This window comes from Pseudovibrio sp. W74 (genome assembly GCF_001623085.1).
GTDB lineage: Bacteria > Pseudomonadota > Alphaproteobacteria > Rhizobiales > Stappiaceae > Pseudovibrio.
On record NZ_LMCJ01000006.1, the window covers coordinates 71724 to 97372 of the forward strand.

General features: G+C 51.1%; 22 protein-coding genes and 1 tRNA gene. 13 read left to right on the forward strand and 10 right to left on the reverse strand.

The genetic code is table 11. The annotated features are described in order from the left end of the window. The first annotated feature begins 174 nt into the window (after window positions 1-174). Complete coding sequence (locus tag PsW74_RS05260) at window positions 175-1401, forward strand: hypothetical protein (RefSeq protein WP_063289182.1); 1227 nt, start codon at window positions 175-177, stop codon at window positions 1399-1401. A 17-nt stretch (window positions 1402-1418) separates the two neighbouring features. Further along, window positions 1419-2294: a leucine-rich repeat domain-containing protein gene (locus tag PsW74_RS05265; RefSeq protein ID WP_153041726.1), complete on the forward strand. Its 876-nt coding sequence runs from the start codon at window positions 1419-1421 to the stop codon at window positions 2292-2294. A gap of 85 nt (window positions 2295-2379) precedes the next feature. Here the strand turns inward: PsW74_RS05265 and PsW74_RS28805 are convergent, their stop codons facing one another. Both PsW74_RS28805 and PsW74_RS05275 read right to left on the reverse strand, forming a co-directional pair. After that, entirely contained in the window at window positions 2380-2634 is a 255-nt protein-coding gene (locus PsW74_RS28805) for a hypothetical protein (protein ID WP_063289183.1), read from the reverse strand. Window positions 2635-2639: 5 nt separating this feature from the next. Next, window positions 2640-3098, reverse strand: coding sequence for a PaaI family thioesterase (locus PsW74_RS05275; RefSeq protein ID WP_063289184.1), 459 nt, complete (start codon window positions 3096-3098; stop codon window positions 2640-2642). Between the two features lie 187 nt (window positions 3099-3285). Between PsW74_RS05275 and PsW74_RS05280 the strand changes: the two genes are divergently transcribed. From PsW74_RS05280 to PsW74_RS05295, 4 genes are all read left to right on the forward strand, one after another. Next, window positions 3286-4116, forward strand: coding sequence for an enoyl-CoA hydratase (locus tag PsW74_RS05280; RefSeq protein WP_063289185.1), 831 nt, complete (start codon window positions 3286-3288; stop codon window positions 4114-4116). Window positions 4117-4138: 22 nt separating this feature from the next. Further along, window positions 4139-4594 carry a DUF3052 family protein gene (locus PsW74_RS05285; RefSeq protein WP_063289186.1) on the forward strand — a complete coding sequence of 152 codons (456 nt, stop codon included), beginning with the start codon at window positions 4139-4141 and terminating at the stop codon, window positions 4592-4594. Window positions 4595-4601: 7 nt separating this feature from the next. Beyond that, window positions 4602-5039 (forward strand): CoA-binding protein, encoded by a 438-nt coding sequence (locus tag PsW74_RS05290; protein ID WP_063289376.1) that lies wholly within the window; start codon window positions 4602-4604, stop codon window positions 5037-5039. Window positions 5040-5358: 319 nt separating this feature from the next. Then, window positions 5359-6642 carry an O-acetylhomoserine aminocarboxypropyltransferase gene (locus PsW74_RS05295; protein WP_063289187.1) on the forward strand — a complete coding sequence of 428 codons (1284 nt, stop codon included), beginning with the start codon at window positions 5359-5361 and terminating at the stop codon, window positions 6640-6642. 133 nt (window positions 6643-6775) lie between these two features. On the opposite strand, the gene PsW74_RS05300 is transcribed toward PsW74_RS05295, so the two are convergent. Next, window positions 6776-7861 (reverse strand): COX15/CtaA family protein, encoded by a 1086-nt coding sequence (locus PsW74_RS05300; protein WP_063289188.1) that lies wholly within the window; start codon window positions 7859-7861, stop codon window positions 6776-6778. Window positions 7862-8151: 290 nt separating this feature from the next. Between PsW74_RS05300 and PsW74_RS05305 the strand changes: the two genes are divergently transcribed. Continuing rightward, window positions 8152-8355, forward strand: coding sequence for a DUF2842 domain-containing protein (locus tag PsW74_RS05305; protein ID WP_063289377.1), 204 nt, complete (start codon window positions 8152-8154; stop codon window positions 8353-8355). Between the two features lie 29 nt (window positions 8356-8384). Here the strand turns inward: PsW74_RS05305 and PsW74_RS05310 are convergent, their stop codons facing one another. Next, window positions 8385-9464 (reverse strand): polysaccharide deacetylase family protein, encoded by a 1080-nt coding sequence (locus PsW74_RS05310; protein WP_208987850.1) that lies wholly within the window; start codon window positions 9462-9464, stop codon window positions 8385-8387. 155 nt (window positions 9465-9619) lie between these two features. On the opposite strand from PsW74_RS05310, the gene PsW74_RS05315 reads away from it, so the two are divergent. Beyond that, the gene (locus PsW74_RS05315) at window positions 9620-10837 is read left to right on the forward strand and encodes a GNAT family N-acetyltransferase (RefSeq protein WP_063289190.1); all 1218 of its coding nucleotides are present in this window, start codon (window positions 9620-9622) and stop codon (window positions 10835-10837) included. Between the two features lie 35 nt (window positions 10838-10872). Here the strand turns inward: PsW74_RS05315 and PsW74_RS05320 are convergent, their stop codons facing one another. Further along, window positions 10873-13242: a GumC family protein gene (locus PsW74_RS05320; RefSeq protein ID WP_063289191.1), complete on the reverse strand. Its 2370-nt coding sequence runs from the start codon at window positions 13240-13242 to the stop codon at window positions 10873-10875. Window positions 13243-13462: 220 nt separating this feature from the next. On the opposite strand from PsW74_RS05320, the gene PsW74_RS05325 reads away from it, so the two are divergent. From PsW74_RS05325 to PsW74_RS05345, 5 genes are all read left to right on the forward strand, one after another. Continuing rightward, window positions 13463-14020, forward strand: a complete 558-nt coding sequence (locus tag PsW74_RS05325) for a polysaccharide biosynthesis/export family protein (RefSeq protein ID WP_063289192.1) — start codon at window positions 13463-13465, stop codon at window positions 14018-14020. Between the two features lie 182 nt (window positions 14021-14202). After that, complete coding sequence (locus PsW74_RS05330; RefSeq protein WP_063289193.1) at window positions 14203-15417, forward strand: glycosyltransferase; 1215 nt, start codon at window positions 14203-14205, stop codon at window positions 15415-15417. A gap of 12 nt (window positions 15418-15429) precedes the next feature. Continuing rightward, entirely contained in the window at window positions 15430-16989 is a 1560-nt protein-coding gene (locus tag PsW74_RS05335) for an undecaprenyl-phosphate glucose phosphotransferase (RefSeq protein ID WP_063289194.1), read from the forward strand. Further along, a complete protein-coding gene (locus PsW74_RS05340) occupies window positions 16986-18254 on the forward strand; it encodes an O-antigen ligase family protein (protein WP_208987851.1) in 1269 nt (422 codons plus the stop codon). The genes PsW74_RS05335 and PsW74_RS05340 overlap by 4 nt, the downstream gene beginning before the upstream one ends. Before the next feature lie 136 nt (window positions 18255-18390). Beyond that, window positions 18391-18467: transfer RNA gene (locus PsW74_RS05345), tRNA-Pro, on the forward strand. Between the two features lie 133 nt (window positions 18468-18600). Here the strand turns inward: PsW74_RS05345 and PsW74_RS05350 are convergent. The 5 genes from PsW74_RS05350 to PsW74_RS05370 all read right to left on the reverse strand — a co-directional run bounded on the left by PsW74_RS05350 (window position 18601) and on the right by PsW74_RS05370 (window position 25576). Next, on the reverse strand, window positions 18601-20001 hold the full coding sequence (locus PsW74_RS05350; protein WP_063289379.1) for an amidohydrolase: 1401 nt from the start codon (window positions 19999-20001) through the stop codon (window positions 18601-18603). 196 nt (window positions 20002-20197) lie between these two features. Beyond that, entirely contained in the window at window positions 20198-20974 is a 777-nt protein-coding gene (locus tag PsW74_RS05355) for a glycoside hydrolase family 108 protein (RefSeq protein ID WP_063289195.1), read from the reverse strand. A gap of 91 nt (window positions 20975-21065) precedes the next feature. Then, window positions 21066-21836, reverse strand: a complete 771-nt coding sequence (locus PsW74_RS05360) for a DUF2793 domain-containing protein (RefSeq protein ID WP_063289196.1) — start codon at window positions 21834-21836, stop codon at window positions 21066-21068. Window positions 21837-21949: 113 nt separating this feature from the next. Next, window positions 21950-22255, reverse strand: coding sequence for a hypothetical protein (locus PsW74_RS05365; RefSeq protein ID WP_063289197.1), 306 nt, complete (start codon window positions 22253-22255; stop codon window positions 21950-21952). A gap of 258 nt (window positions 22256-22513) precedes the next feature. Further along, on the reverse strand, window positions 22514-25576 hold the full coding sequence (locus PsW74_RS05370; protein ID WP_063289198.1) for an aminotransferase class III-fold pyridoxal phosphate-dependent enzyme: 3063 nt from the start codon (window positions 25574-25576) through the stop codon (window positions 22514-22516). Window positions 25577-25649: the final 73 nt, after the last annotated feature.

Consider the following 25649-nt stretch of genomic DNA (forward strand, 5'->3'; position numbering starts at 1 on the left):
AATTTAATTCAAAAGTTTCAATAAGCTGAGGGTTTTACGCACTTCAACGCAGTGTCGTCTTGTAGAGCACATGCTTCATACATTGGATAACATGGGATGAACACATTTCCGTGCGGAAATCATCGAATCGATTGTTCAATCCAAAGTTGCTTTTCTCAGGTATCAAATTTTCAGATGCACCTCCCCTTTCTCTTTCTAATTCCGTCCCTGTTCATAAAACCTGCCCTTGCAGAAAATCCACCGGTCCAGATCATCATAGACGTCAGCACCACCACACCTATGAGCGGAACTGCAACAGTCACATTTCCAGCTCCACAAGGCCTCAGGTTACTGAAGCCCCGCACCATTCGAGGGGATGCAGAAACGCCACCAATTCAGTTCTTCTGCGACGGAGTTCACAAGACATCCATTACCTATGGAAAGCAATTATCATGTCGTGAGTTGCAATGGACTGTCACCTTCCAGAATGTGCAAACCGCCCCTCACGCCATTGCAAACCAGCAAAACCTCTACTCTCCCTCTGGATGGTGGAGCTTAACGGAGTGGGATGACATTCCTCGCTTCGAAGGTATCTCTGCAACAGAGATCTGCGGCAAAGTCCATAACAAGGCGCAGGCAATCAAATGCAGCGCCCTGCCCGCCCAAAACGAACCACCACTGATCCTTACATGGGGCAAGTCCACCAAAACACTGAAAACCGGGCAAACAACACTCACGCTGTTCAAAGACGACCCGACTTCAGCCTTGAAAGGAGAGAACCTGCCCACTCTTCAACAACAACTTGCGTATCTGAAAGCGTTGCTTGCACCCGAGGAGCGCACACCAAACAATATCGATCTCGTATGGGTCGCAATTGACAAGAAACTGGGGCAAATAGTTGGAGCTGCTGGCAAACAAGCGTTCCTTGCCAATTTTGCAGTAACCGATGGCGCAGCCACAGACGACAGCCTCGCCAAGCTTCATTGGGTCTCCGGCCACGAACTCTTTCACTTGCTGACAACCCAATCTTACCCACTCTGGATTTCTGAAAGCCTCGCTCAATACTACGGCTACAAATCACTGGAGAAAGCTGGTTTACAATCAGAAACTCCGATGGAGCAATGGCAAAACTTTCAAGAGCGCTACCCTCACGCAGCAACAGGCCTTTATGAAGCCCACACCAAAGTAACGCACGATAATAACCCCAGCTACTATCCTCTTTTCTATATGAAAGGTGCTGCATTCTGGCAGGCAGTTGATCAGAAATTGCAGAAGGCAGGAACATCACTCGATAATGTTCTGCCTCAAATAGAAGCCGCAGCAGCAAATGATGCGGCATTATCATCAAGAACAATCGGCCTCCTGAAAACTACGCTTTCGGAGCAAGTCGTTTCGACGCTACAACAGCAGTACCTCCACTAAGCGCATTGCAGGTTCCAATGATCACACAGGATTCATTTCAGTATCATCAGCTCAAAAGCATCAGGCACCGTCAAGATGGAACCCCATGCGCAGTCCAGACCGGCGGCAAGCTGACGGATGTCGCGCTCACAAAGTGCGAGTTGAACCGTTTCCCATCAGAATTGCTGCATCATGGCTCCTTAAGAAGCCTCTATCTGGGACAGAACCCAATCAGCGAAATACCGCAGGCCCTATTCGGCCTTCAGGCGCTGAAGGAACTCTACATCTACGGATGTAAGCTGACACAGCTGCCCGACAGCCTCTGTAACTTGCCAAATCTGGAGATCCTGGACCTCAGCCATCAAGCATTGAAGTGTCTTCCGGAAAAGTTAGGAGCTTTAAAAAAATTGCGTGTGCTCTACGCAAGCAACACAGTCATGTCGCAATTGCCGGAGAGCATTGGTGATCTGTCTGCACTGGAGTATCTCGGCTGCACCGACAACACCATTACACATCTCCCAGGAAGTTTCGGGAACCTGCAAAATCTGAAGGAGCTAAGGCTCTACGGCAATGGTTTGCGCGCATTACCCTTGCACTTTTCCAACCTCTCATCCTTACGAGAAGCTTATTTGCGCGACAACGCCCTCACAAAGCTTCCTGAGAACATGGGCGAATTGCATCAGCTCGAAGTGCTGGACCTCCGCAACAATCAAATATCCCAGCTCCCAGAAGATATTGGAGATCTTCCCAATCTCTATCAGTTGGACCTCAGGGCAAATCCATTGGATGAACTGCCCGCCAGCATGAGTAACCTGAAGAACTTGCGCAAACTGGATCTACGCTGGACACGCCTGACCAAAGAACCGGAGTGGTTTGAAATCCTGCGCGCACAAGGCACGCTGATTTACCTCTAACCCGAAAAGCGCCCCTGAAAAACAGTGGTAGCGATCCACGCCCTACATCTTACCATGGGGAATGCATCGCTATCTCTTACTCACCCTATCGCTTTTGTTGCTTTGGACCTGGAATGTCCAAGCTCAGGAAAGCAAGTTCCGCAAACGTCCTCGCAGTCTGTTTAAACAACCGGACTGTTATTGCACCAACCGTGGCCTGCGGATTGAGCTGGGTGATTTTTCCTGCCTGTATGTAGACGGCACCGCCTATCTGGCCCAATGCCAAATGGCACTCAACAACCCCATGTGGCGCAAAATTGAGGATGGATGCCCAACCACGCAGTTGGACAACAAACAGCACGCATCCTATCCCTTGAACGACGCCGGCGGGATGGAGTAAGTCGCGGTAGCATGGGCAATCAGATCATCGCTCCCTTCACGTGTAATTTCGCAATCCATAACAACAAGGCGTTTGCCGCCCTTCAGGATGCGACACGTGGCAATCATCTCACCAGCTTCAGCTTTGCGAAGGAAGTTGATATTGATGTTGGTGGTCACAGCAAGCGCATGCAGCCCCATATTGCCCAGCAGAACCACATAGGCTGCATAGTCAACCAGAGCCATCAACGAAGGGCCGGAAACAGTACCACCAGGACGCAAATGCACGTCCCCGGCCTTGAGCCTGACAATTGCTTTTCCCGGTAGAATTTCATCGATGAAATATGCACGACCTAATGCGTGCATCTGCGGAAATGCCTTGTCCAGAAATTCCGTCAGTTCTGCCGGACTAAACTTAACAGCAGGCGCCGCCACCTCACTGGTCATGAAGTCCCTCCTCCTCATGCAAGCCGACATACTGATATATGGCTCCATGATTTACCAGCTGAACAAAAGTTCTAAACCGTTGCGCTAGGCTCAAGTTTTGTTCACTCTGTGATTTAACACTTAATCATGGCCCGATAGCCTGCTAAAGGCATCTCAACGACTATTTTCAGCACTATGGAGAACCATCATGTCTGACGCAGACACCACCAAAGATCAAAACGAAGCAGAACGCCCGATGCTTGGCAAACTGCTGCACAATGGTGTTCAGCGTATCGTCATGCAGCGCCCTGAGCGTATGAACGCTCTGTCCATGGCCATGATGAAAGAGCTCTGCACCGCATTGGATGAAGCCGCAGCAAACCCGGAAGTGCGCGTTGTTTTGCTTGGCGCTGAAGGCAAAGTCTTTTGCGCAGGCCACGACCTGAAAGAGCTAACCGCTGCACGCGCGCAGGCAGATGGCGGCAAAGTTTTTTATCAGCAGACATTCGATCAATGCGCTGAACTCATGCAGAAGATCGTGAACCTGCCAAAGCCAGTCATCGGCGTTGTAACTGGCGTTGCAACAGCAGCAGGCTGCCAGTTGGTCGCTTCCTGTGATCTGGCACTAGCACTGGATACAGCCACCTTCTGCACCCCAGGCGTTAACATCGGCCTCTTCTGCTCCACCCCAATGGTAGCCCTTACCCGCAACATTGGCCGCAAACAGGCCATGGAAATGCTTTTGACTGGCGAAAGCATCGACGCCTCCACCGCAAAGGAATACGGCTTGATCAACCGCGTGGTGCAAGCCGATTATCTGGAAGTCGTAGTTCAGAAATACGCTGAAGTGATTGCATCAAAATCAGCCCTTACCGTCAAAACCGGCAAGGAAGCCTTCTACAAGCAAGCCGACATGCCATTGGCAGAAGCTTATGCCTACACCTCACAGGTTATGGCAGAAAATATGCTGGCCAATGACGCAGAAGAAGGCATCAACGCCTTCCTTCAAAAGCGCACACCGGATTGGAAAGACAGCTGATCAAGATGTAAGGAGCTGCGCAATGACAGCCGGGTATTCAAAAAGATCACTAGCTCAAAAGCTAGGCCTGAAACCCGGCATGCGCTGCTGGTGGTACAACATGCCACAAACCGTTTCCGATGAAATTGCAGCAGGAGTTGACGATCTGGTCCTCCTGCCCGCACTGGAAACTGGTATCAGTGCTGCCCATATCTTTGTAACAGGTCAAAGCGAACTGTCAGAATTGCTGAGTAAGCTGCGCAGAACACTGGATGCACACGGCATGATCTGGGTGTCTTGGCCTAAGAAAGCATCCAAAGTCTCCTCAGAGGTGACAGAAGATACGGTTAGAGAAGTTTGCTTGCCTATGGGGCTGGTCGATATCAAGGTTTGCGCAGTTGACGCTGTCTGGTCCGGTATCAAGCTTGTTATTCGCAAGGAACTGCGTGAAGAGCACAGACAAATGCAGCTGGCAGCCAATGAAATTGCAGAAAGTTGATAAGAACATGAACCACGATCATTATTCAGACGACTACATTCAGGGCATTCTGGAAAACACAAAAACAATCGCATTGGTCGGCGCCAGCAACAAACCAGAACGCGCCAGCTTCCGCGTCCTCAACTATTTGCTTGAAGGCTATACAGTCTATCCAATCAATCCCGGTCAGGCAGGCACCGAAATCGCAGGCGCAAAAGTCTATGCGTCCCTGACAGACCTTCCAGAACCCGTCGACATGGTCGATGTCTTCCGCAATTCAGAAGCAGCGGCAGGTGTCATCGATGAGGTAATCGCTCTGCCAACGCTCCCAAAAGCAATCTGGCTTCAGCTGGGCGTCAGAAACGACGAAGCAGCAGCACGGGCAGAAGACAAGGGAATCAAAGTGGTAATGGACCGCTGCCCTAAGATCGAAATCCCACGCCTGGCATCAGTTACAGCCAGCTAAACACTCCTATCAGGCGCTCTCGATACCACGAACATTGAGAGCGCATCCGATAAATTAGAACGATTTTCCAATCCCACCGAGCAGAAGCGAACAGAATTTCAAGCATCAAATAGTCGGCAAGTTGCTTGAGCTTTCTGCAAGAGTGAAGAGCGCTCATCTTTTCATCTGAGCTTGCCAACCTCCAGTTGCCCCCTCATAGTTCCTAGCGGGAAATTATATAAATTTCAGCAGAGAATGACGCGCCTGTTCCAAGGGATTGCAAACCATGCACCTTGCGCAGAACCGTTCCATCCTGCAAGCGCATTGAAAGGACTGCCTTATGAGCGATCACACCCCAGGCTTTGATACCCTTGCAATTCACGCAGGCGCGAAACCAGACCCAACCACAGGCGCGCGCGCAACACCAATCTACCAAACCACATCTTTCGTATTTGAGGATGTAGACCACGCTGCGTCCCTGTTTGGCCTGCAAGCATTTGGCAACATCTATACTCGCATCACAAACCCAACCACCGCTGTTCTTGAAGAGCGCGTGGCAACATTGGAAGGCGGCACTGCAGCTCTGGCCGTGGCATCCGGCCACGCCGCACAGCTTCTGGCCTTCCACGCCCTCATGACACCTGGCTGTAACATCGTCGCTTCCAAGCGCATGTATGGCGGCACCATCAACCAGCTCAACCATTCTTTCAAAAGCTTCGGTTGGGATGTGAAATGGGCAGAAGGTCTGGACGCACAAAGCTTCGCAGACCAGATCGACGAAAACACTCGTGCTGTCTTTATCGAAAGTGTCGCCAATCCAGGTGGCGTTATCATGGATATCGAGGGCATCTCAGCAGTGGCCAAAGATGCTGGCGTGCCTCTTATCGTCGACAATACGATGGCAACCCCATACCTCTGCCAGCCAATCAAGCACGGCGCAGACATCGTGTTGCATTCCCTGACCAAGTTCATGGGTGGACATGGCAACTCCATGGGCGGTGCCATTGTTGATGCCGGTACATTCGATTGGGCAGCATCTGACAAGTATCCAATGCTGACCGAACCTCGCCCAGAATACAACGACATGCGCCTGTTTGAGACCTTCGGCAACATCGCCTTTGCGATCTGCTGTCGGGTACTGGGTCTGCGTGATCTCGGCCCTGCTATCTCTCCACAAAATGCCTTCATGCTCATCACAGGCATCGAGACACTTGCGTTGCGCATGCAGAAGCACTCTGACAATGCTCTGAAGGTCGCTGAGTTCCTCCAAAGCCATCCAGCTGTCAGCTGGGTTTCTTATGCAGGTCTCGCCAATGATCCATTCCATCAGGCGCATCAGAAGTACTGCCCAAAAGGCGCAGGCGCTGTCTTCACCTTCGGCCTGAAGGGCGGCTATGAGTCGGGCGTTGAACTGGTAAAAGGTCTGGAGCTATTCTCTCACCTTGCTAACATTGGAGACACTCGCTCGCTCGTCATCCATCCAGCGTCTACCACACACCGCCAGCTGTCTGACGCTCAAAAAACTGCTGCTGGAGCAGGCCCGGATGTTGTTCGTGTCTCCATTGGCATTGAAGATGTTGCTGATATCATCGCAGACCTGAAACAAGCCCTCGAAAAAACGTAATACCTTTATATTTCAAAGCGGTATGATTGGAAAATGAATCAATCTGCCAGCAATGATCGCAAAACAAGAAAAGGCGCTCACAAGGCGCCTTTTTCGATTCCACATCAACCACTTAGTCAGACAAACTGAATCATCATCTCAACGTAGCTTCCTTTTCACGGCGAAGCAGACAAACCTGCTCGACAGCGAGTGCCAGAACAATAAGCGCCATCGCCTGATGCGCCAATGCGCGATCCATCGGCACCATGCCAAGCAGCGTCACAACACCAAGGAATACCTGTACAACAATCGCCACCATCAACCAGCTGGCATTGCTCTTCAGCACGCTCTCTCTGTTGCCGCGCATCAGATAGAAACCCTGCACAAACACAGCAATCACCAGCGCATAAGCGATCATGCGGTGCTGGAACTGCACCATCATCACATTCTCGAAAAAGTTGATCCACCAAGGAGACATGACAAACAAACCTGATGGAATAATCTGCCCATCCATCAGCGGCCAGGTGTTAAAGGTCAGCCCTGCATTGAGGCCTGCAACCAATGCTCCTAGGAACAACTGAAAGAGCACCAAGCCAACAATGGCATATGCACCAAACAAACCATCACCAAACACATTCCAGCCTTCACGCTCAAGCTCTGGGCGGCGCTTTAACACAGCTGCTAGATAATACAGGTAAGCAAACAGAATACAGGCCACACTCAAGTGCACAGCAAGACGGTACTGGCTCACATCCACGCGGTTCACAAGGCCAGACGCAACCATCCACCAGCCAATGCCCCCCTGCAATCCACCTAGCAAGAACGCAACTACAAGCCGCGGCTTAAGCCATGAACTCACCTGTCCACGAGCCCAAAACCACACAAGCGGGATGAAAAAGAAGAGCCCAATCACCCGGCCCAGCAAGCGGTGTCCCCACTCCCACCAGAAGATGGACTTGAACTCGCCAAGCGTCATCCCCTCATTGAGCAGCTTGTACTGCGGGATCTGTTTGTACTTCTCAAACTCCTCCGCCCATTCAGCTGCACTCAGCGGCGGAATGGCACCATGTATTGGCTTCCATTCAGTAATGGAAAGGCCGGATTCGGTCAGGCGGGTCGCCCCGCCCACAACAACCATGGCCAAAATCAGGAAGCAGATAAACAGCAACCACACGCGAATTTGCCTGCGATTGGAAAGGTCTTGAGCAGAAAGATCTGAACTGTAGAACGGAGTAGACATGACACCTATTCGAAGAACTTGTTTGCCCCTATATATGTCAGATCAACAGCCAAATCAGGAAAAATACGCAGATCCTCACAGCAGTCTAGACAAATTACCTAGATTTTTCAGGTGAAAGTCAGTCATGCAATAGCACTGCTGTGTCATAGACTTAGAGAACACGAAAGCGGGTCTGCACAATCTAAATTGCAAATTATCAGCAAGATCCTCTTGAAAAATATATGCATTTTGAACTATGGCTTGCGCGGAAAAGAAAGGCCCTACGCAAAGAGGCTTTCAAGGAGAACTCTATGGCTTCGCCATTTCGTCGTTTCATCGGCATGGTATTTTTAGTGACTTTTGTTCTTGTCTATATCTTCCTGGCAATGGTCATTGGCGATATAACAATGGCGGGCAAGCATTGGTCTATTAAGCTTATCTTTTTTGCAATTGCTGGTTTGATCTGGGTGGTTCCGGCGGGATTGATTATCAGCTGGACCTATAAAAAGCGCTAGGACCTAAAGGTTCAAGCCCTGATCAAAGCTCACGCTCTTCTCAAAAAAGACCGGACGCGCTTCACCGCATAGTAAGCCGCAAATGCGGCTCCGGTCAAATACACATCAACCATTCTTTGCTGTTGATGTAATCCATTCAATGAGACACGCGGCAAATGATAGCGTCGCTTGAGATTTTCCGTAGTCAAGGTTCCCGGTTGCGTCGTCACAGCCGCCGCAAAACTCAGTTCCTCTGCAACACTTTCACAGCGTTTATCAACCGCTTCTGCAAAACCATAAGGATACGCCAAAACCGTCGGCGTCTTGCTTAACTGCGCAGTCATCTCCTCCAGCCCTGCCTGAATATGCTGCCGGATGTCCTCTCGGGTAGAAAGCCGCGCCAACATCGGATGAGTGTCCGTATGTGCGCCCAGGCTGACCAGTGGATCCTGAGAGAATGCTCGCAACTCTTCAAAAGACAGAATCAGCTCGCGGCAAAGTGCACGCCAATCCAATCCATAACGCTCTGCAGCCTCCCGAATAACCGCCCGCTGCTTAACCTCTGGCACTTCGCTGATAAGCATGCAGCGCACTGATATAAACGCTGCCTCTTTTTGGTCTAAAGAGGTACAGTCATAATCAAACTGCTTGTCTTCATATCGGAATGAGACGTGATCATTCTCGGCAATGAGCTGTTCGATGATAATCCACCACAGCTCAGAGTTATGCTTGCTGTACTCACTGCTGATAAAAACGGTGAAAGGAACATCGAGTTCCTTTAGCACGGGATAAGCCACATCCCGGTTATCTTTATAACCATCATCAAAAGTCAGAACCGCAAACTTCTGAGAGCATTGCCTTTTGCTTTGAAGCCGTTCCAAAGCATCATCCAGTGAAATAAACTCGTATCCCGCCTGCCGAACCTGAATAACGGTTTTACGCAAAAATTCTGGTGTAACTTCAAGCAGTTTATTAGGCTGAAAGGGCCCGGTTGTTTCAGGTAGAACACGATGAAGCGTAAAAATAATGCCATCACCAGCGGTCATGTTCCTGAATAATCTGGCAGGCCCACGGCTACTTAAAAAGTAGCTGGCGTAATCAATAAATAAATGCTTGAAGGACTTCCGCACGGAGACCCCCTAGTTCCAAACCGAATATTTCTCAAATTGTAACTGGGAATTATTTACGATTAATTTCAATTTGGGTTGCTCTACCTAGTTAGATTTGAGATTCATTAAGAGCTTGGAACTAATAATTCCTTGTATTTTATTTAGGGCATTTTTCAATGGCACTTCCACAATCCACGTCAAACAGCGAGCGCTCTAACCGTGCTGATTGTAATAACACGCTGGATTTGAATAAGCTTTCTTTTCAGATCATCTCAGATGAAGAATTGTCAAAACTGCGAAGTGATTGGCTCGTTCTGGAAGCATTAGGCGATGGAAGTGCCTATCACGCCTATGAATGGTGTAAAAGCTGGGCGGAGCATGTTGCCCACTCAGAAAGAGCCACCACACTGATTGTTGCCGGATACATCGGCGCAAAACTCCACGTCCTACTACCTCTCGCTCTCCATCAGTGCCACCTTGCAAAAACCGCCCGATGGCTCGGGGAGGAAATCTTCAACCAGAACACGGGCTATTGGTCTCAAGAGCTATTACAAGCTACGCAGGCACATTTTCTCCGTCCTCGCCTGGTCGCAGCTCTTAAAGCATGGGGCGTTGATCTCATCCACCTTGGCAACATGGCAAGTCGTGTGGGCACCTACGACAACCCGTTAATCTGTTTGGATGACACCACGAGCACCAATGCAATCTATCCGTTTGAGCTAACAAGCCCTGCGGAAGAGTTCGTCAAAGCAAAACGCTCTAAAGGTGCCCGCAAAAAGCACCGCAGTAAACTTAGCAAACTTCAGTCACTGGGAACGCTCAGCTTCACAGCTGAAATCACAAAAGAAGGCGCAGCCGCCGCCATTGATGCCATGATAAGGCAGCGAGAGCTCCGACAGGCTGAGACAGGCATTCCAACCGCCTTCGCTCTTCCCAACTACCAGTGTTTCGTGCGTGAGGCCTTCACAAACCTTTCGCAAGACGACAGCCCATCAAAACCGGTGATTTACAGCCTGAAGCTTGATGATGAGATCATCAGCACATGCCTCAGTCTTAAGTCTGGAATACGTGTATATTGCTACTGTACCTCCATCATTAATGGCGAACTGATGCGGCATAGTCCGGGCGAGTTGCTCATGCAGCACGTCATTGAGGACATGTGCAATGAAGGCATGGAGATTTTTGACTTTGGATTGGGCGAAGAACGTTTCAAGCTGGCATGGGCTGAACCAGAACACTTAAAGGACTGGATCGAACCACTCACATTCAAAGGCAAGGTCGCAGCAGCTTTGGAAAACGTCATACTCAGCTCTAAACGCAAGCTCAGAAACAACGAGAGATTTTGGCAGCTTTACAGGCGTGTCCGTAGAATTTTCGCTCGCATACAGCACTAAGCTCACTCAAAACACTTTGAAGTAAGCGGCGGCTCTTACGCTGCCATATCAACCTGCAGCCAAGCCGCAGCTTCATTGCTGACTACTCGTTCCACCTCAACAGGTGCCTTGGTGTGCTTTTCAAGGATGGTCAGAGCTTTTTCCAGTTCAGGGCCAGCAGGTGACCCGTCAGTCGCAATAATTACGCGATCCGCTTCAGAAAGCATCTGCGCGCAAATCAAACTCGGTTCGATGAGACCGAGATCAGCCACGATTACGTCATACGTCAGATCCAGGGCTTCCATGATGAGATTATAGCGCCCGCCATAAACCACTTCATCACGAATAGGCATGACACCTGACTGTATCACATGCGCACGGGAAACAGGATCGCGGTGGATTACGTTCGTAAAGGCCGCTTCACCTTCCAACAACTCGGCAAAACCCGGCTTCAGCTGATCGTCAGCCCCCTCTTCAGCCTGAGGCACATCCCCAACTTCTTCAAGCGGCGTTTCTTTGAGGATGGATTGAGCCCCTTCACCGCCTTCGGACCGCACCTCAACAACCACTGGCATGATACCGCGCTCGGCAATCTTGCGCGTACAGCTTAGGGCAACGCGTGAAGACAGGCTTTCATCCTCCACGCTCAGCACAACCACACGGCCAACCTTTGCTAGCTGATTAGCGTTATCAGCCTTGACTTCTTTTAGAGTGATTGACGAAACCTCAGCACTTGCTTCTTCTTCCTCAAACTCCTCGTCAAACTCTTCTTCTTCGCGTGCTTCGTCATGCTCTTCTTCAAAAGCTTCATCCTCAGCAAGTTCAGTCATTTCCTCTTGAGGCTCTTCCTCCTCTGAGGTTTTCTGCTCCTCATCAGACTTATCTTCCTCTTCAACAAAGGAAGGCTTCAGCTCGACAGGAGGGGCGACAACAGCATGGCTGCGGGTCGTTGCATCCACCACGCTTTCAAGCGCATTAGAGGTTGCTGTACCAGTCGCTTCTTTCGGATTAGCGGCAGGTGCTGTTGGCGTAGAAAATGTTTCTCGGCGCAAAACTTCACCAGCAATCAAAGCACGTGCAATCACCCAGAGGCAGCCGAGGAAGAACGCGGCAAAACCAGCAATCGCAGCAAGCGCAGAAGGCTTCCGGCCAGACGGCTCACTTGGCACAGACGCACGCGAAATCACACGGGAGTCAGCATTCAACACACCAACACCCTGCAGCACTTCTGCTTCACGCAAGCTCACAAGTAACTGGTTCAGCTGCTCTTCTTTGGAGCGTGCTTCTCGCTGCAACTCCTGCAAATGAACCTGATCAGCGCCCGAACGGGCAGCTTCTACCTTCAACGCATTCACCTGCTCATTGAGAGCGACATAACGGTCCTGAGCAATCTTGGCATCATTCTCAAGACCAATAACAATTTTCTCCGCCTCAGCGCGGATCTGACGATCGTACCCACGCAGCTGGGAACGCAGTGCTTTGATCTGCGGGTGATTTGGCAAGAGCGTAGTTGAAAGCTCCGCAATACGATTTTCCAGCGCCAACTGACGCTCGCGCAAGCGTTGGATTAGAGAAGAAGCCAGAACCTGCGTCGCAGTTTCCAAAGACCCACCATCCTCCAGCAAGGATCGGATCTGTCGCGCCTGAGCTTCAGCCTGCGACTTTGCCACGATGGCGGAAGAAACCTGAGAGTTGAGCTCGGCCAGCTGCTGTTGGTTTAGCGTCCTGTTTTCGGACCCAAGCAACAGGTCTGCTCCCGCACGAAACTCCGCAATGGTCTTTTTCGCAGCCTCAACTTCGTTTTCGAGGCGCGCAACCTGCGGCGCAAGCGCATCAGCCGTGTTATTGGTCACCGCGCGCTTCGCATTATCCTGCAGCATGCGATATTCGTTGATCACCGTGTTAGCAACACGCGCTGCAAGCTCAGGATCTTTGCTTGTAAAACGCACTGCGATAACGCGGGATCCGTCGACCTGATACACATCCAGATTGCTCGTGAACTTGTTCAGCAACCGCTCTGCTTCACTCATCTGACCAGATGTCGGCTCAAGCCCAACACGGGACATCAATTGATCAACAAGGCCCGGCTTGCTTTTGGCCGCAAAAACACTGTTGTTCGCAAGATCAAGTGTTTGCACAACGTGGCGCGCCAAATCGCGCGACTGCAGCAACTGTACTTGGCTGGCGATGCCTTCTTTATCCAGCAGAGACCGTTCCTGCTCGCTATTACGGACTTGGCCAGGCAGGATGATTTTAGCTGTATCAATGAGGACTTTGGATTCGCTTGTGTACTTGGCAGTTTGCTTGCTGGTCAGGTAAAAAGTGCCAAAGGCGATCAGCGCTGCAAAAGGGATCACCCAAAGGAGCCCCTTAAACACTTTTTTGAACAGCACGCCCATATCAAGAAAGACATCTTCTTGCGGCACAGCCCACTTCCCCACTCAATACAAAGCCCGAAACAATTTTCAATCACAAGAATGCATAGACAGGGTAACCAAGTTATTAAGCACCTTAATCAAATGCTGGAAAGAAATGACAAAGCGCCCAACAATTCTTGCAAAATTAACTAGAGGATAATTACAATATTTATACTCTGTTAACCTTGAGCGCCGAAATATACTCCCAATGAATTTAAAGGATTTCGTAATGCGCCCGCGCCTACTAGCAGTTATTGCTGGCTTAACTCTGTTAACGAGTTGTTCATCCTATAAAAAGCCAGAGCCTGCTTTTCATGAGGAACTGGTCCAGCCATACACTCTTGCTGCAAGCGACGAAGTCCGTATTATCGTTTTTGGACAGGCTAATCTGTCCAATACCTACAAGATTGATCAGGGAGGCAGCCTCGCCTTCCCATTGATCGGTCAGATCAACGCAACAGGCAAAACTCCAAAACAACTCGCAAGCATGATCCGCACCCGTCTAAAAAACGGTTTCATCCGCGATCCCGATGTATCTGTGGAAGTTGCCGTCTACCGACCAATTTTCATCATGGGTGAAGTCAGAAACGCAGGCCAATACGCATACCTGCCGGGCATGACCGTGCAAAACGCCGTAGCGACTGCTGGAGGCTTCACTGCAAGAGCCCGCCAACAGGATGTTGATCTAACGCGTCAGATCGGCGGCGAAGTTGCCAGCGGACCGGCACCAATCACAGCGCCTGTACGCCCTGGGGACACGCTCTATGTGCATGAAAGGCTTTTTTAAATTAAGAGCATGCATCCTACATGCCTTCGCGTTTTATTAGGCTAAAACCCACGATTAAGAATTAATTAACCCTGTCGATTAACAGGTCAAACAGTATTTTAAGCTAGCAATAAACTCAGTTGCGCGGCGGTCTGTGCTGGGGAGCATCAGACAATGCATGCGCGGTGGGGAGTTTGCTGCGGATGTCTACGGACAAGCTGAAAATCGTTCATTGCATACGTGCGCCTTTAGGCGGTGCGTTTCGTCATCTTATGGATCTTGTCGAAGAGCAGATCGAGATGGGCCATGAGCTTGGCATTGTCTGTGCCTCCAACGCTATCCCTCTCTCATCAATAACACAACTAGAAGCCTTAAAGCCTAGTCTTTCCCTTGGCTTACTCACAGTTCCCATGGCGCGTTCGCTCGCTCCCAAAGACCTTTTCAGCTTCTACAAACTCACAAAACACCTTACCCCTTTAAAGCCGAATGTCTTGCACGGTCATGGCGCGAAAGGTGGCGTATGGGCACGCATCATAGGGTCTGCACTGAGGCTGAGGGGAATCAATACACAACGCGTTTACAGCCCTCACGGCGGCAGCTTGCACTACGATTTCTCAACCACATCAGGCAAAGTTTACATCACGCTTGAAAAGCTCTTGAGACCACTCACCGACTCACTCGTGTTTACCAGTGCGTTTGAGCAAGCAGCTTATCAACAAAAGATCGGCTTGAGCGGTAATCCTCCAAACCACAAAATCATACATAACGGTTTGCGGCAAGCAGAGTTCAAACGCAGCACAACTCATGAGAACGCAGCAGACCTACTCTTCGTCGGAGAGCTTCGTCTTTTGAAAGGCATCGACCTGCTCATCAATGCTCTGGATGACTTGCACAAAAACACCAAAACCAAGCCAAACCTTGCAATTGTAGGAGATGGTCCAGATCGTGCTCTGTTTGAGCAAATGGTCCGTGATAAAAATCTGCAAGCCTACGTTACCTTCCATGGGTTCTTGCCACTCAGCCAAGCTCTTCCACTCGGCAAAACATCAGTCATCCCCTCACGAGCAGAAGCTCTGCCGTATATCGTGTTGGAGCTCCTTGCTGCACAAAAACCGCTGATCACAACCCGCGTTGGCGGCATACCTGAGATTTATGCAGAGCATCACAAGACACTTGTTCAGCCCGATGATCAGCAAGCGCTGACAAAAGCTGTCAGTTGGGCTCTCTCTCACTCTGATGAGCAAATCCAGCTGAGCCAGCAACTGCAGAACCATTTGAAAATGAATTTTACTCTGCCGCAAATGGCGCAGAGCATCACCCAACTTTATCACCCTGTTCAAAGTGCAAAAGATGAACTGGCAGACGCCTCACAGCAGTCTCAACAGTCCACGCTGCACTCACAAAACAAACTCACTTAGGCGCACGGCACAATGGTCAAGCATCGCTTCAATGTAATTGAGAGTGGCCCGTCACCTGATGACCAATCCGGGACGAACGGTCAGCAGACTTCTTTGACACAAAATGAAGATACCACAACAAGCAACCTGTCCAAGGATGCTCTGGAGGTGGCAGCTACCCTGCGCACCAACACCATCTCTAAAACGGTTTTCGATGGTTTCATGCGCTGTTCGGATGCAGCCCTGATCGTTCTGACAGGTATTATCGCCTATCTGAGCGGAGCCTCCCTTGATATCCCGCCTCTCTGGCAAATCTTCGCACTGTTCGAAGCATCCCTGATTGGCGTCATGCTGTTTCAAATGGCTGATCTGTATCAGGCTAACGCCCTGCAAAAAGTCGTGGCTCAGGCCATGCGTCTCATCACAGCATGGGCACTCGTATTCGCGGCTTTGATCACGTCTCTGCTACTTATCCTGCCATCTACAGAGATTCCACAGGCCTTCCTGCTGAAGTGGTTTGTGAGCGGGGCTGTGGTCCTCACAATCTTCCGAATGGTCATGCGTGGCTTTATCGTGCGCTGGACTCGCATGGGTCGCTTGAGCCGCAGAGCAGTCCTCGTCGGAGGTGGGCAAAGTGCTGCTGATCTCATCGCAGAACTTGAGCGCCAACCAAACAATGACATTGAGATTTGCGGGATTTTTGATGACCGCTCAAATGATCGTTCCCCACCAAGCGTCGCTGGCTACCAAAAGCTTGGCAACGTTTCTGATCTGGTAGAGTTCGCCCGCATCGCACAAATCGACATGTTGCTGGTGACAATCCCGATCCGCGCAGAAAAACGCATCATTCAGCTGCTGGAAAAGCTCTGGGTTCTCCCGGTCGATATCCGCCTCTCAGCGCATGCAGACAAACTCCGCTTCCGCCAAAGGGCCTCGTCTTTCGTGGGCGCAGTGCCGTTTGTCGATGTTCTTGAAAAACCGATCGCGGATTGGGACACAATCGCAAAGCGCGCCTTCGATATCTTCTTCGCAAGCATTTCGCTGATTGCCCTCTCTCCGGTTATGCTGATCACAGCATTGCTGATCAAGCTGGACAGTCCCGGCCCGGTCATCTTTCGACAGAAACGCTACGGCTTTAACAACGAGCTGATCGACGTCTTCAAGTTCCGCTCCATGTACAACAACATGACGGACGCCAACGCCTCAAAACTGGTGACCAAAGGCGATCCACGCGTTACCAAAATCGGCCGCTTCATCCGCAAGACCTCCATTGACGAGTTGCCTCAGCTAATGAACGTACTGATGGGACAGCTCTCTCTCGTCGGCCCTCGCCCGCACGCTCTCTCCGCAAAAGCCGAAGATCGCCTCTACGAGAATGTGGTGGATGGCTATTTCGCACGCCACAAGGTCAAGCCAGGTGTCACCGGTTGGGCGCAGATCAAAGGTTGGCGCGGCGAAACGGATACCGAAGACAAAATCCAGAAGCGTGTCGAATGCGACATCTACTACATTGAAAACTGGTCCGTTTTCTTTGACCTCTATATCTTGATTAAAACACCGTTCTGTCTTCTGGAAACGGAAAACGCATATTGACCGACTTATCGCGCTCACACGATGAAATCAGAAATGCACGCCCCTTCTGGTACGTGCCTCTGACAATCGGTACAGAAACAATAGCCAGAGCGCTGTTGTTCCTGACCGCATCTGTGAGCGCGCTCGTTATCATCGAACCAGCTCCCTATGATCTGCTGATCGCCCTCTTGTTGGTGGGTTGGTCCTTCTTTGGGCTGGAATTGCGTAAGGACATTCTGCCTCTTCTGATTTTGCTGTGTTTCTACATAGCAGGCGGAATTCTTGCCTTACCCGCAGCCGCAGACACCAAAGAAGCCGTCACCTTCTACGCCGTAACGATCTTTCTGGCGTTTTCATCCTTCTTGTATGCAGCAACCCTGTCTGCAAAAATTGAACGGATAGACATTCTTGAGAAGGGCTATTTGCTGGCAGCTCTGTTTGCCACCCTGCTTGCCATTGCAGGTTACTTCAACGCCTTCCCCGGCGCTTATGACCAGTTCACCCTGTATGGCCGCGCAAAAGGCACCTTCAAGGATCCAAACGTCTACGGCCCATTTCTGCTCTTGCCAACGCTGCTAATAACCTACGACATTCTAACCAAACCTTTGCAAGAGAACATCTTAAAGTCAGGCGCTCTGCTCATCCTCTTGCTGGGAGCATTTCTTTCCTTCTCCCGAGCAGCATGGGGCATGACACTGGGTGGCGCACTCATGGTGTTTCTCCTCGTCTTCATCAACGAGCGGCGCTCACTCCCACGCATAAAGCTGCTCGGTATCCTTGGTCTTGCAGGTATCGGCCTCATCATTGCGCTGTTTGCAATTCTTTCAATTGAATCGATATCGGAGATGTTCACGCTCCGCGCCAAGCTCGTGCAGGATTATGACGGCGCACGTTTAGGGCGTTTTGGACGCTGGGGGGAAGGCTTCACACTTGTCACAGAACGCCCGTTTGGTCTTGGTGTCGGCGGCTTTAACTCTATCTTCCCAGAGGATGAGCACAACGCCTACCTCAAAGCCTTTACAACCTACGGGTGGCTCGGTGGCCTGTCTTATATAACGCTTGTTTTCTGGACATTGATCAAAGCTCTGCCGCTGGTCTTCAAGCCACGACCATGGCAGAAATACATCATCTGCACCTACGTCGCGTTCCTGCTACACGCTTGTGTTAGCTTCATTATCGACACAGATCATTGGCGCCACTACTTTCTGCTACTCGGCATTCTGTGGGCCATCATCGCAGCGGAATCCGGCATCTCACGCTACAGGCGTTTTCCACCAGCACAATAAGCTCAGTTTCATTTGATCCTTGATCGGACAACCTGAATTAGGTAGGAAAGTTGTGTGGTAAGCTGTTAAGGCAGCTCCACAAATAGGAATACTTGCATATGCGGCAACGCACCCAGGCGCAAGGTTCCTCACGGTTCGGGTAGTAGCGCAGCCTGGTAGCGCACTTCACTGGGGGTGAAGGGGTCGTCGGTTCAAATCCGGCCTACCCGACCATTTTTCTCACAAAGCCATTGTTTTGGCGGGTTGGGTCAGCCTAGCCTGCCGCACCGGATAATGTGCAGTTGCTTGCACAAAAAAAGGGGACTGACCAAGCCAGTCCCCTCGTAAATGCATCTCTCAATAAGATCTATTGAACAACTTCACCCTTATCGATGACTGTTTTGCGGACGACCTCAGCAAATTCCTGTGCTTCTTTGCGGATTTGATCTTCATCCACGGTCAGCACGTCACGCTTTTCCATCAGGATACGGCCATCAACAATCGAGGTGCTGACATTGGTGGCGTAAGCAGAATAGACCAGCGCAGAGTATGGGTTAAAGATCGGCACCATGTTGGGCGCTTTGGTGTCGATGATGATCACATCAGCCAGTTTCCCAACTTCCAATGATCCGATCTTATCCTCCATATGCAGCGCACGAGCAGCACCAATGGTTGCCATTTCAACCACTTTGACCGGAGGCATCGCAGCCCGGTCTTTGTTGGCCAGTTTGTGAACCTTCGCCACCTGCCCCAACTCATCAATGATGGAAAGCGTGTTGCCAGACATCGGGCCATCAGTCCCAAGACCGATACGAAGCCCCTGATCAAACATCTTCAAAGCAGGAGCAACACCCTTCGCTGATTTGATATTGGCACTCATATTGTGAGAGACACCAACATCATGATCCTTCAAGATCTGGATATCATCATCATTTGCTGTGATGGCATGCGCTGCTACCCAATGTTTTGACAATGCTCCGATTTCAGCCATGTAACCGATTGGCGTTTTGCCGGGCATCCGCTTTTCAATCTTCTCACTTTCACGAGAAGATTCAGAAAGATGGATCAGGACCGGAACATCTTTTTCCTGCGCCAGCTCATTCACCTTCACAAGCACCTCTGTTGTGTTTGTATACGGCGCATGAGGCGCAAATGCTGGTGTGATACGCGGATGGTCTTTATATTCCTCAATGAATTTCAAAGCATAGTTGATGCCTTCTTCAGCATTTTTCGCATCTGCCACCGGAAACTTGATCACAGTCTCACCAAGCACAGCGCGCATACCGATCTGATCGACCGTCTTCGCAACTTCATCCTCAAAATAGTACATATCAGCGTAGGTGGTGACGCCGCCTTTCAGCATCTCCACATTACCAAGGTTTGCACCAATACGAACCATATCACGCGAAACAAGCGCTCCTTCCAACGGGAAGATATACCGGTGTAGGCGATCAGGAACATCATCAGCCAGTGAGCGGAACACAGTCATAGAAACGTGGGTGTGCGCATTAATCATGCCGGGCATAACAATATCGCCGTCCACATCAATGGTTTTGTCGGCACTGTAATCAGCACTGTCAGACCCATCAGACACCGCAACAATCTTGTTGTCCTTGATTGCCACAAGCCCACGGTCATAAACGTTTTTTTGTGCATCCATGGTCAGAACGTGCGCATTGGTGATCAGCAGATCGACCACCTCACCCGCATGCGCATTTGTAAGAGCCGTAAAACCAAGAAGAAGAGAAACGAGGCTAAGTTTTTTCATGGAACCTGCAATGCCTTTCCAGCAGTTCAGAATTTTGGTGCCCGGTTGTAATGAGAGAACCTGCATGCACACTAAAACGTCCTTAGCAGAACGTCATTGGTAGTTCCCATTACAGATTGCCCAATGCTTCAAAATCACTGGGGAGCTTTACGGCACCGCTGCGTAAACTCCCTTCCAGTCGCAGTGCCGCTCAAATCTATGCCATTCGCTCTTTCTGGAGCATCAGATAGCCACCAATGCCTGCTGCAACAACAAGCGCAAAAACAAACGCCCACTGCAACGGCCCGGAACCTGCAAGCATGCCGGACATGCCGGAAATCAGCACCCCGGCCTTACTCACGCCTTCTGGCGTCCACCAGGTGCTCATTGCAGAGGTTTCTTCGCCCCGCGCTTTGGCAGCCCCATCCGGCACAACGCTATCACGGACACGCAGTGTTTGAACCGCAGACGCTGGCGACTTGATCAACTCAAGCGACCGTTGCTGAACATCCCTCACCCGGCGTGTCCATCCATTTTTGTTGTAGGGCCAGTTCTTAAGCCGCTTCATGAAACGCAAGCGCTCAGCAGAAAGCTTGCTCACCAGATCACCGAGATTGTGCGTCTTGAGTGCTCCAAGCGTTTCAACACCAGCCAGACCATCAACAGCAACGCCCAGAATACTCTGAAGCGTCTTGACCGCCCGCGCAGGCCCCGAGTTCACGGCAAAATCAAAAAGCGCATAATCCAAGCCCGAAGGCATTTTGTCTCCCTTCACAGCATCCCAATACTGTGCCCGAAAGATATCGACAGCCTCAGCCCGCTCCAGAGACCGCACCTCCTGCACGCTGACAGACTGCCCCCGCCATGCACTCAAGGTCCGCTGTGTGATACCAAAGTTTGTAGGACCACCCGGATCAGCCTTACGGCTTCGATGGGCAAATCCTCCTTCACTCTCAAGCAAGTCCGAAACAATCAGTTGAAAGGTATCCTGCATCTCTCACTCCCCAAATAAAAACGGGAGCCAGAGCCCCCGTGCAAACACAAAAAAAACCGCGGATGCGGCCTATGAAATTCAAAGATATCGCTCAGGTCTGCGGCACCACTGGCAGGAAGAAATGTAAGGACAATCGAACCTTGCCTCCGGTAAAGCTGCCAGTATTCGCAGTAATCCGGACTGGCGTGTCCGCATAATACGCAGTTGGTCCAATCACGCCTGCATTATTAGAACCAACGGCAATTCCCAAAGAGCCCCCAAACTTGCCAGTCTCACCAGCAGTTCCGCAGTCATAGGAGCTTGCACCCGTGACAGCCTCAACCACGCGGGTGGAAACACAAAACACGATTGCACGGGAGGGAATAACCAAAGAGCTTTCAGTAAAACCGCCAGAAACGGTGATCAGCTCATCTGCGGTCACAAACTGGCTCTGCGCACCATGAGCGCTCTCGCTTAGCACAGTCTTTTCCTGCTGAAAGGCCGCACCGCCGGTAACGTCATCAACGCCCAATCCAGCGACAGAAGAAAACCCAGTCCAGTTACCACCTGAGTAAACCTGCATCGCGCCGAGGCTTTGCACCCAGGCCGCCCAACCTTCAACTGGAGCTAAAAATCGCCAGAGGCCGCCATCAAAGGCCGCGATCTTACTCTCCTGCCCTGCAAAAGCACCTGTCGCAGCTGCAGGAACGATATAACGCTCCCCTTCTGCGGGAGCTGCAGGTGGTGCACTCACACTGTTGGAAACAACGCAAAGCTGCACAACCAGATCAACAAGTGCCAAAGCCTCATTGTGCGTGACATGCTTTTGCGCTTGAGCAGCTGCCAGAAATGGCAGTTTAAGATGCGATGTCGTCTCACTCATCATGATCCCCATAGATCGCCTAGCCTACGCAAAAGCGTACCATCTAGCGCAACAAGGGGGATAAGTTGAGATCAGAGCCGCAGGCAGATCAGCCCGCAACAGCAATCAAAAGCTTAGGCAACGTGGCGACCAGTACCATCACCAGCCAGAGACCAGATACGCGTGCGGTTGCGAGCCATTTTCTCGTCAACGGCAAATGAAAGCTCAGCGCCATGCAAACCAACAAGACGATGCAGCAGGATCGCAATCTCCGCGGCATCCGCAGCGACATCACGTGAACTCTCGCCGCTTTCGACAGCCAGTTGCAGAGCGGCAAGCTCTTCTTTTGCCCGCGCAATCAACGCATTCAGGTCAGCCACTTGCCCAAAGGTTCGCTCACCCCAGGCCGTAATGCTTGCACTGCTTTCAATGGTTACCATGTTCGCCCACCTTCAAACTCTGGGGCCTGTTCTTTAAAGGTTGGCAAGCCAACCTATTCTAAAACAAACCCAAAACAACAAGCCGGAGCACTCAGGACGTTGCGATCAAGAGCGACGCCTCCGGATTTTGAACATGAATTGAACTCACCCTTACCTTCATCCCGTTAGCCCTCAGGACAAAGAAAAAGCGGAGACAACTTCCTGTCCCCGCCTATTCTTCAGGTAAAAAAGGCCAGACTTTGGCCCTTTTTTGATAGTTTACATGGTTTCCAGAGCTGAAACAGACTCATTCATGGCCTGATCAAGGACATCCAGTAGGTAATCCGCATTTTCCTTAGAAAAAATCATCGGTGGCCGCATCTTCAACACATTGTCATAAGGCCCCTCGGTTCCCATCAGGATACCAAGGTCTTTTGCGCGGTTGGCAATACGTTTCGCCATATCTGTTGCAGGCGCTTTGGTACGGCGATCTTTCACCAGCTCGATGCCAAGGAATAGTCCCATCCCGCGCACATCACCAATAAACTCATACTTTTCCATCATCTTTCGAAAGCCCATCAGGATGTAATCACCAACAACATGCGCATTCTCGCGCAATCCATCACGCTCAATCACGTTCAGCACAGAAAGCCCGACTGCACAGGAGACCGGATTACCGCCAAAGGTGTTGAAGTATTCCATGCCATTGTTGAAGCTGGCAGCAACCTCACGAGTGGTCACAAGCGCGGCCATAGGATGACCATTGCCAATCGGCTTGCCCATAGTCACAACATCGGGCGTCACGCCTTGTGTTTCAAAAGCCCACCAATGCGATCCGACACGGCCAAACCCAACCTGCACTTCATCAGCAACGCACAGGCCACCCTCCGCGCGGATCAGCTTGTAGACCTCCTCCAGATAGCCATCTGGCATAAACACCTGACCAGCCACACTTGGAATTGATTCAGCAATGAAGAATGCTGGGGCACGGCCTTGTTTTTTCATCAAGTCCAGCTGCTCAGCAACACTTTGCACATAACGTGCAGTAATCTCCTCAGGTGCCCAGTCAGCCGGTGCACGATAGGCGTCCGGAATAGCTGCCTCAAACACATGATCAGGCCGCCCTTTACCACCGTTGCGCTTGTATTTGTAAGGGCTCAGCGCAATCAGCTCAGGTGTTGTGCCATGATAAGCCCAATCCAGAACAACTGCATCACGACGCCCGGTATGCGCCTCTGCCATGCGAAGCATCAGGCTGTTCGCCTCACTGCCCGTACACACAAACGAAGCAACCGCCAGATCATCCGGCAGTGTCGCTGTCAGACGCTCAGAGTACTCAACGATGTTGTCGTGCAAATACCGTGTATTGGTGTTGAGCAAACCTGCCTGATGAGACAAGGCCTCAACCACATCTGGATGTGCATGACCCAGATGGCAGACATTGTTAAAACAGTCCAGATAAGCCCGCCCGCGATGGTCGATAAGGTAAGCCCCCTCGCCACGCACAAACTTGATAGGTTCGCTGTAGGAGATGGAAAGGTTCGGTAGCAGATTTTGACGGCGCGATGAAACGATATCGCTGACTGATCGCCCAGCACTGCCCAGTGTTTCTTGCGGGAGCCCGGCAAAATCGATAGCGGACGGGAATAAATCTGCCCACACATCAAGATACTTCTCTTCACCAACACCGAGAATTTCTTCGGCACTCAAAGAAACATCTGCACATAGCTGCAGGTGAAGATGGGGAGCCCAGCCTCCATTTTCATCTTCAGCACCCAGATACCCAACTGTCTCACCAGCCTTGACCACATCACCCACGCTCAGTCGGCTCGCCGCCTCATGCGCCATGTGTCCCCAAAGGCTCACAAACGGCTGACCGCAATCCGTTTCATGATCCAGCGCAATCATGCAGCCATAACCAAGCGGATCCGTCTCAATCACCACAGACCGCACTTTGCCATCCATAGGCGCACAAACACGGGTTCCTGACGGCAGGAACAAATCAAACCCCAGATGGTTCCGGCGACGCTCTCCCTCAATGAAACGGCTCTCAAAGAAGTCGGAGGAATAAACACTGCGGCTTTCACCCCATGGGCCAATGCCAAGTTCAACACCATGCGCCTCGCAATACTCTTCCCACCATTCTTGTGCAGCTTCTGGCTGTCGATCACGAGACGTCACAGTCATCTCATTCTCAGGATCAGCATAAGGCACCAGCGCTTTGGACATGAGCTTGGGATGACGCGCAAACAACGGGGCAAATGAGTTCCGGTTTTTTGCACAAAACGCCGCCACCTTCCGAGCACCTGGCACCGCATCAAAGCCACAGGCCTTACGCAGGATTGCAGTCGCAAACGATGGTTTCATGCCATAAAGTTTGTAAAGCAGGTTCCAGGCTGGTGCTTCACTGACAGCAAGGTATGGATTGTCGTCAGTCTCATCTTTCCGCAGAGCAGACAAACTCACGCTTGTCACCAGTCGCATTGCAATCAGATCAAAGAGAAGATCAACCTCCCCTTCTTCCAACGGATACTCAGCATGGTAGGCAGCAGCCAGATCAGCAGCAGCGCCAATCGGATCAGGCACCTCCATAATCGTATAGGCCGCCGCAATCGCAACTTCTGCAATAACGGGCGTATGCAGGCTGTCACCAAAATCAATAAGACCACAAACGCGGGAATGATCTTCTGGATCAACCAGCACATTCCAGTCATTGGCGTCATTGTGAATGACAGCAGCTCTCAAGCCGGCAAACTGCGGAGCAACAATCCCGTCAAACCGATCAAGGAAATACTCAACCACGCGCCGCTGATCAGGATCACCAATGGCACTCAGGCGCGCGCGGGCATCACCAGCCGCACGTAAATCCCACTCAAAGCTGCGCAAAGCACCGGGATGCACAAAACCACGCAGCGCCTTATCCATCTTGCCAAGCAACGTCCCCAAACTGGCAACAACACCATCCTCACGCTGAGTTTCAGCCAACGGCACCCCCGGAACCCAGGAAACCACACGCATGGCATGAGATGCTCCATCCGGTCCGGCGACACTCTGCGTGGCTCCACCATCCTTTGTCAGGCGCAGGCGCGGCATAGGCAAATCCGGAGAGGACGCAGCAAGATGCTGCAGCATGGCTGTCTGGAATCCAGTCTCAGCGCCGGGCTCACTGGCATTAACAAGCTTCACCGTCCAGCGCGTGCCATCCTCTGCATCAAGGCGATGGTTCTGGTCGCGCTCGCTTTCCAATGGAGACAAGTCACCTTTCAGGTTCCAGTGCTCCAGCAGAAGGGCTGCAATGGTATCGCGGTCAAAATTAGGGGCGGGATGGCTAATATCAGTCATAAGTCTCTCCGGTTGCCCGAAATATAACGCACACTGATATTTCAGAACACCGACTTTATGTCAGTTGCACCGC